The sequence below is a fragment of the Methylobacter sp. genome (assembly GCF_004322395.1).
Lineage (GTDB): Bacteria > Pseudomonadota > Gammaproteobacteria > Methylococcales > Methylomonadaceae > Methylobacter_A.
Genome location: NZ_SCTW01000155.1, coordinates 1 through 6,992, shown reverse-complemented (window position 1 = coordinate 6,992; position 6,992 = coordinate 1). Strand labels below are relative to the sequence as shown.

General features: G+C 48.6%; 7 protein-coding genes. All 7 read left to right on the top strand.

The genetic code is table 11. The annotated features are described in order from the left end of the window. The first annotated feature begins 391 nt into the window (after window positions 1–391). Window positions 392–673: a type II toxin-antitoxin system TacA family antitoxin gene (locus tag EPO18_RS20110; protein WP_292436618.1), complete on the top strand. Its 282-nt coding sequence runs from the start codon at window positions 392–394 to the stop codon at window positions 671–673. Next, window positions 670–1,167 (top strand): GNAT family N-acetyltransferase, encoded by a 498-nt coding sequence (locus EPO18_RS20105; RefSeq protein ID WP_292436617.1) that lies wholly within the window; start codon window positions 670–672, stop codon window positions 1,165–1,167. The genes EPO18_RS20110 and EPO18_RS20105 overlap by 4 nt, the downstream gene beginning before the upstream one ends. A 21-nt stretch (window positions 1,168–1,188) precedes the next feature. After that, a complete protein-coding gene (locus tag EPO18_RS20100; protein WP_292436615.1) occupies window positions 1,189–1,488 on the top strand; it encodes a hypothetical protein in 300 nt (99 codons plus the stop codon). A 44-nt stretch (window positions 1,489–1,532) separates the two neighbouring features. Further along, window positions 1,533–2,414 (top strand): hypothetical protein, encoded by an 882-nt coding sequence (locus EPO18_RS20095; protein WP_292436612.1) that lies wholly within the window; start codon window positions 1,533–1,535, stop codon window positions 2,412–2,414. Window positions 2,415–2,502: 88 nt separating this feature from the next. Beyond that, a complete protein-coding gene (locus tag EPO18_RS20090) occupies window positions 2,503–3,807 on the top strand; it encodes a TolC family protein (protein WP_472850918.1) in 1,305 nt (434 codons plus the stop codon). Continuing rightward, a complete protein-coding gene (locus tag EPO18_RS20085; RefSeq protein WP_292436610.1) occupies window positions 3,804–5,675 on the top strand; it encodes a GAF domain-containing protein in 1,872 nt (623 codons plus the stop codon). Before EPO18_RS20090 ends, EPO18_RS20085 begins: the two co-directional genes overlap by 4 nt. A gap of 171 nt (window positions 5,676–5,846) precedes the next feature. Then, window positions 5,847–6,992: hypothetical protein (locus tag EPO18_RS20080; RefSeq protein WP_292436609.1), on the top strand; the 1,146-nt coding region annotated here is incomplete at its 3' end.

The window sequence follows — 6,992 nt, the reverse complement described above, 5'->3', positions numbered from 1 at the left end:
CAAAGATGAGGTCGCTACCGCCTGCTTTACCGACCGGACAGGGCGGACAATGGGGTGATGGCTCCGATAATTATGTGAGAGCTTGGGGTCTTAATTCTACTTTGTCAGATTATACGCAAGCTCGTCATACCTGCCTGGATTCCGGCACAAATCTGTCTGGAACAGATTTATGAAGGGCATCAGGCTGGATAGCCTGAAGTGACCCGATAGAGCGCGTAGCGAATCCATGCCGGAATGACGATCTTGGATTGTGTGATCATGAAATATGACCAAAGGCTGAGAAAAAACGCGTCTTTTAAAATAGATTGGTTTGACCAGCATTTGTATGAAGCTATACTTGCAGTGTCTGTACAAACGGTGCATAATTTAATTATTAGTTTGGAGATTTTTTATGAACACAGTAACCATCAAGGAAAACCGTCTTAACATACGCTGTGATAATCATGCCCGGCAGATGCTTAATAAGGCAGCCGCCTACGCGCATGTGAGCATTTCTGAATTTGTACTCTCTCATGCTTTAGCTTCTGCAGAACATGTGATTCAAGAGCATGAGTCGATCACTTTAAAGCCCGAAGACTTTCAAGCTTTTCTTGCTGCTCTTGATGAACCTGCTGAACCCAATGCAGCTTTAAGCCGTGCATTCAATCGCCATAGTGAACAGGTTAACCGTTGACGGGCTATATTATCCGTGCTCACGATGGAACAATGGATGCGAAAAGATTTAATTGCGGTCAGTCTGCCCTTAATGACTATATCCGTCGCTATGCCTTACAGGATATCAGACGTGATCTTGCTAGAGTTTTTATTGCTTCGCCAGCAGATGATTTGAATTGCTTGGCGGGTTTTTTCACGTTGAGTGCTGGCAGCATCAATTGTTCAGCCTTACCTGAGAAATTGGCTCGTAAACTGCCTTGTTACCCTGTGCCAGTGGCGTTAATAGGCCGTTTAGCGGTCAATCAAGCCTTTCAAGGCAAAGGACTTGGCTCAATCTTATTGGCAGATGCATGTCAAAAAGTAAAACAAGCAAGAGACACTTTGGCTGTGGTTGGTATCATTGTTGATGCAAAAGATGATTCGGCTGCGGAATTCTATCGTCATTTTGGATTTATCGAATTATCAGGTAGGTCAGATCGTTTATTGCTGCCTGCTACGGCTTTTTGTCGATGAACAACGAAAAAAGTCGAACTTTTGAAAAATCACACCCGCGCCAACCGGGCGACAGGCGAAGTCAGCTACGATGTTAGCCTGACCAACATCGGTACCGACGACCTCAAAGGCCCGCTCACTTTATTGCTTGATCCGGGCCTTTATTTCGGCGATTCTACCGATAGCGCAAGCATTGGTGGCGGCGACCAATCGGATTATGGATACTTGACCTTAGCGCCGCCTTATTATCAGCGGCGGAAAATTCGCCGTAGGTGCAACGATTACCGGGCAAACCATTACCGTCATCCCGGCGAGACTCTAATAGCACGTCAACCTTATTAGTGCAGGCTCAAAAAGCGCTTAATTTCAAAGAAGGAGAATTTACCATGTGGATTCCTGATCTATCAACGCATCCCATTGAACAACCAGCGATTTATCTGGCGGCCAATACCCAGACAGTCCAAATGGGGAGGGAAGTTGTACTTCATAAATTGGGCGTATGTAGCGCAATCAACGGGCCAGCTAATATTTATCCAACTTTGGATGCAGGAACGTATAGTTTTCAATATTTGAATCAAGATCTTAATATTAATCCAGACAGTAGCGAACGAACCGATATTAGTGTTCGAATTATTGAGCAACCCAAACATGGTCGCCTAGTTCAGAAATACTCTGAAGCCATTGATTACACACGGAATCATTACCAATATATCCCGGATGTCGATTACGGCGATTACGACTATTTTGTGATGGAAGCCAAAACGGGCGATATTACCGTACAGATTTACTACACCATGTCGGTTGGACTCTCCGGTGAGCCAACCTACGCAATTGGCGAAAACGGTGAAAGAATTGACGATGTCGAGCGCTGTGCAAAGCCCTATTGGAAAATATCTCAACCTTCCAGTACCTCTCCAGCCCAACTTACTTACACCCTAAACTTGCCAGCGGGTTTGGCTGGTTACGACTACGTCAGCCCTGCTGTGACTTTTGATAACCTCACAGGCTCCGCAGTTGGCGAAACCAAAGGTGAAGGCGCTACCTCCACCATCACCCTTGACACCGACGCCGCACTACGGCTGGTACATCGACTACACCCAGTACCTCAGCGAAGACTTCCCGCCCACCATAACCCGAACGAGTGGGTCGCCAAGACGGGTAGCGGCGCCGCTAGCTACAAATCTAATCAAGAGTTTTTGCATGTACATCAGCAGAGTATTAAGTCTTCAAAAAATAATTTTGATAATAAAACCAGCCACTTCTTTTAATAAGATTCGCCATTGGCGAATGATGCTGGTGATTAGCCCGTTTTTATGTAGCACAGCGCATGCGGAGACGTTATCTTCCTTGTTAGACATGGCGCGAATCAATGAACCCGCGTATCTGAGCGCCAAGGCCGCCGTACAGGCTGCCAGGGCGCGAACGGATCAGGCATTGGGCGGCTTGCTGCCGCAAATCAATGTGACTGCCAGTGTGAATTTCAACAAGCGGAATTATATTACTCGTAGCACAGAAGTTCCGCCTGCGCAGGATAAGTATGATAGCGACTCTGAACAAATAAGCCTTACGCAGCCGATCTGGAAACGTCCAAGTTATATTGGCCTGCAGCAAGCTGAAACTGCAGCCTTTCAGGCAGAGCAGCAATTAGCGAATACCGAGCAGGAGCTTTTGGCAAAGGTCGTTTCTGTGTGGCTTGATTTGTTGGCTGCCCGGGATCAGGTACTGTTTACTCAACGGCAGATTGCAGTTGCCCAACACCGATGGGAAGAGGCGAAACGCGGCTTTGAGCTTAATTACATAGGCAGGCCGGAGCTTGAGGAGGCTGGGTCAAAGCAAGATCAGGCCATGGCTGAAGAGGTGTCTGCCGAGACGGATTTAAATCTTAAACGTGCGGCATTAGAGCAAATTGTCGGTAATGTCGATCAAATCACCCCAACATTCATGCGAGCAGATGCCGAGCTTGCCGACTTGAGCAGTGAAAAACTCAACGCTGTGTTAGAAAATGTAGAATCCGGAAATCACAATATATTGGCAGCCATACAAGCTCATGAAGCGGCTTCACATGAGGTTCGCAAGCAGCAGGCAGGACACCAGCCTACTCTGGATTTGGTCGCCAGCTATGGAAAAAATAGCCAGCCGGTCGGCGGTTTTCCCGGACAGGCGGGCTATGACATTATGCTGGGAACCGTTGGCTTACAGCTCAATATGCCTATTTATTCCGGCGGTACTCAGACGGCTAAGGTAGATGAGGCCGTTGCGCAAAAAGAAAAAGCCCGTTTCGATATTGATGCGGCAAGAAACTTATCGATTTTATCTGCCAAGCAGGCGTGGTATGGCTGGTATTCCGCTTACTCAAAAGCCCGTGCCGCCGGACAGGCGATCAAGGCCGCAAATTCAGCATTGCTTGCGGCGGCAGTTGCGAGCCGTAATGGTTTGAAGTTTGAAACAGCCGTCCTGGAAGCGCAGCAGAAGCTATCTGAAGCGCAACGCGACTACAGTAAAAGCCGCTATGATCAGGTTGTTAATTTTGTGAAATTAAAATCCGTTATGGGTATTTTGCTAAATGAGGACATTGCGGCTTTAGATTCCCTTTTTGTGGAGATGCCGGCAGGTGTTAGCGTGTCGGAAACGGATAAAGTCCTGACGGAGCTTGTCGAGTGAATCAATACGCGCAAGATGACGGTTTAACTCTGGCAGATCAAGGGGCATCGCCTTGGGATGCTTTTGTTAATGCCAATACATCGAATGAATTGTGCCAGGCTTGGCTTGCTTTGATATGCGAACAGATTCCAGGCGCAAGCGCGGCAGCGGTATTGGTTGAAAATCAGGAAATGCAAATTTATGTGCCGATGGCCGTTTGGCCAAAAGCAAGTCCAAGCATGGGCAGGCTGGCAAAAATAGTGGAGATTTGCTTGCGGGACCGGCGCGGTGTCGTTCAATCGGCCGCTTTAGCGCAGCAAGCTGAAGATGGACCGGATCAGCCTGATTTGGCTCATTTAACCCAGATTGCTTATCCGATTATTTTAGAGCAGCGAGTGAGTGCGGTTGTTGCTGTCGAAGCCGATTGTGATGTTGATGATGTCAACAAGATATTTCGCGACATTCATTGGGCCAGCGCCTGGCTGTCGGGCTTGCTTACCGGGCGGGAACTGGAAGATGCAATAAATGCCAAGTCTCATGTCGGCTCGGTATTGGAAGTCATTGCTGTCGTTTTGCGCCATGGAAAATTGCAGCAGGTCTTATTCGAAACGGTCAACGAACTGCGGCAGCGTCTTGATTGCGCAAGGGTTGCGATAGGGCTGGTAAACAACGACAACGTCAAGTTGACTGCGCTATCGGAAGCTGCGGCCTTTGAGAAAAACACGTCGCTTGCCAAAGCTTACCTACACGCCATGGAAGAGGCTTACGATCACGGCAAGATGGAACTGCTCAACATGAGTTCCGAGACTAGTCATTTCCCAATGCATCGCGAGCTGATGCAAATATCCGGCTCCAGGTCTGTTATTTCCTGTCCGCTTTTTGAGGGCGGGCGCAGTATGGGCATCCTTATTTTAGAGTCGTCCGGTAAAGCTTTTGACGATGCGAAATTGGTCTGGCTGGATGCTTTTGTTGCGATGGCCGCCCCGATTATTTCGCAGCGCAAAAAGGCGGAACAAAATGGCTGGGTACGTTTGGCGGATGGAGCTAAATCAATACTGGCAAAGCTGTTTGGGCCGCGTTATTTGATATGGAAAGCGGCAACGGCATCATTGGTTATATTGTTGGCGATTTTATTGTTAGTGCATATCGATTATCGAGTGACTGCAAAAACTGTCATTGAAGGCGAGATACAACGCGTCGTATCGGCTCCATTCGACGGGTTTGTTGGTTCAACTTATGTCCGTGCAGGCGATACGGTAAAGCAAGGGCAACTGCTGGCCACGTTAGATGATCATGATCTGATGATCGAGAAGGCGCGTTGGTCAAGTGAGCGCGATCAGTACGATAACCGTCTGCGCGAGGCTATGGCGACCCATGATTTGGCGGAGGTGCAGGTACTGGGAGCCCAGTTAAACCAAGCTGAGGCTGAACTAAATCTGGTGACTAAAAAGATTGAGTATGCGCATTTGATCGCTCCTTTTGATGGATTGGTTGTATCCGGTGATTTAAGCCAGCAAGTTGGAGCGCCGGTCGAGGTTGGCAAGAAGTTATTTGAGATTGCGCCGTTGCAGAGTTACCGGGTGATTTTGCAAATAGACGAACGGGACATTCGCCATATCAAGATAGGGCAGACGGGAATGCTGGTCATTACAGGCATTGCCGGGGACGCAATGCCGCTGACAATACAAAAAGTGACCCCCGTTGCAACGGCGGAAGATGGGAAAAATTTCTTCAGAGTCGAAGCGAGCCTTTCCGATGCGTCTACACGGCTGCGTCCAGGCATGGAAGGCGTAGGGAAAGTTGTTACTGATCGGCATTCATTGTGGTGGGTGCTGATTCATAGTTTTACCGATTGGTTAACGCTGACGTTGTGGACTTGGATGCCATGAAATTATTTTGTCCACGAAAAGCACGAACATTAATAAATAAATCGATGTGTTGTGTTTATTTAGTCATTTCCCAAAGAGTGATGGTCTACAGTCTGGAATCTCTATGAGTATTTTTGTGTCTTTCGTGTTTTTCGTGGACAAAGAGCCGTTTTTCCAGATGACGTACTATCCATGACCCGCAGCATCTTTAGTTCCTCATGGCATAGCGTTGCCGAGTTAAAACCGCGTTTGGTTCCGCAAGCGCGCGTGCATCGCCATGTCTATCGCAGCCAGGTTTGGTATGTGGTGCAGGACCAGACCGGCGGGCGATATCACAGGCTTTCTCCGGGAGCTTATGCGCTGGTAAAGAGAATGGATGGCGCGAAATCCGTCCAAACGTTGTGGGAGCTTGCCAACACTGCGGGTGAAGAGGATGCCTGTACCCAAAACGAGGTTGTCGATTTATTAGTGCAAATGCATGCGGCAGACCTATTGCAAGTTGATTCTGCGCCGGATCCGGTAGCGCTGTTTCAACGATATAACAAAAAACGCATTGCCGTCTTGAAGCAATGGTTCCTTAACCCGATGAGCCTTAAGCTGCCATTGGTCGATCCCAATAATTTTCTGTCGCGCTGGGCGCCAAGCTTGGCTTGGCTTTTTAGCACGACGGGCGCTTTGCTATGGCTGGCAGTGGTGTTTCCCGCACTGTTTCTGGCAGCTCAGCATTGGTCCGAGTTAACTAATAACTTATCGGATAATGTGCTGTCGTCAAGCAACCTGATGGTCATGGTTCTGGTTTTTCCGGTCGTTAAATTGCTGCATGAATTGGGGCATGGCTTTGCAACTAAAGTATGGGGCGGTGCAGTGCATGAAATGGGCGTGATGTTTCTGGTCTTTGCCCCGGTACCGTATGTGGATGCGTCATCGTCAGCGGCGTTTCCTTCAAAATACAGGCGCGCCATGGTGGCCGCTGCCGGCATGTTGGTTGAACTCTTCCTAGCTGCGCTGGCGCTGTATGTTTGGTTGCTGATTGAGCCGGGCATTGTTCGTGCGATGGCGTTTAATGTGATGGTGATTGCGGGAGTTTCTTCACTGGTGGTAAACGGCAATCCATTGCTGCGCTATGACGGCTATTATATTTTCACCGATCTGGTTGAGATTCCTAATCTTGCCCAGCGCGGGCAAAAGTACCTGACCTACTTGTGGGATCGGCATGTCTTTGGCGCGTATGATATAGCCCCTTCTCATGAGACCGAATCGGAACGGCTTTGGCTGCTTTGTTACACTCCGCTGGCATGGCTGTACCGTACTTTCGTGACGGTGTCCGTCACTCTATTT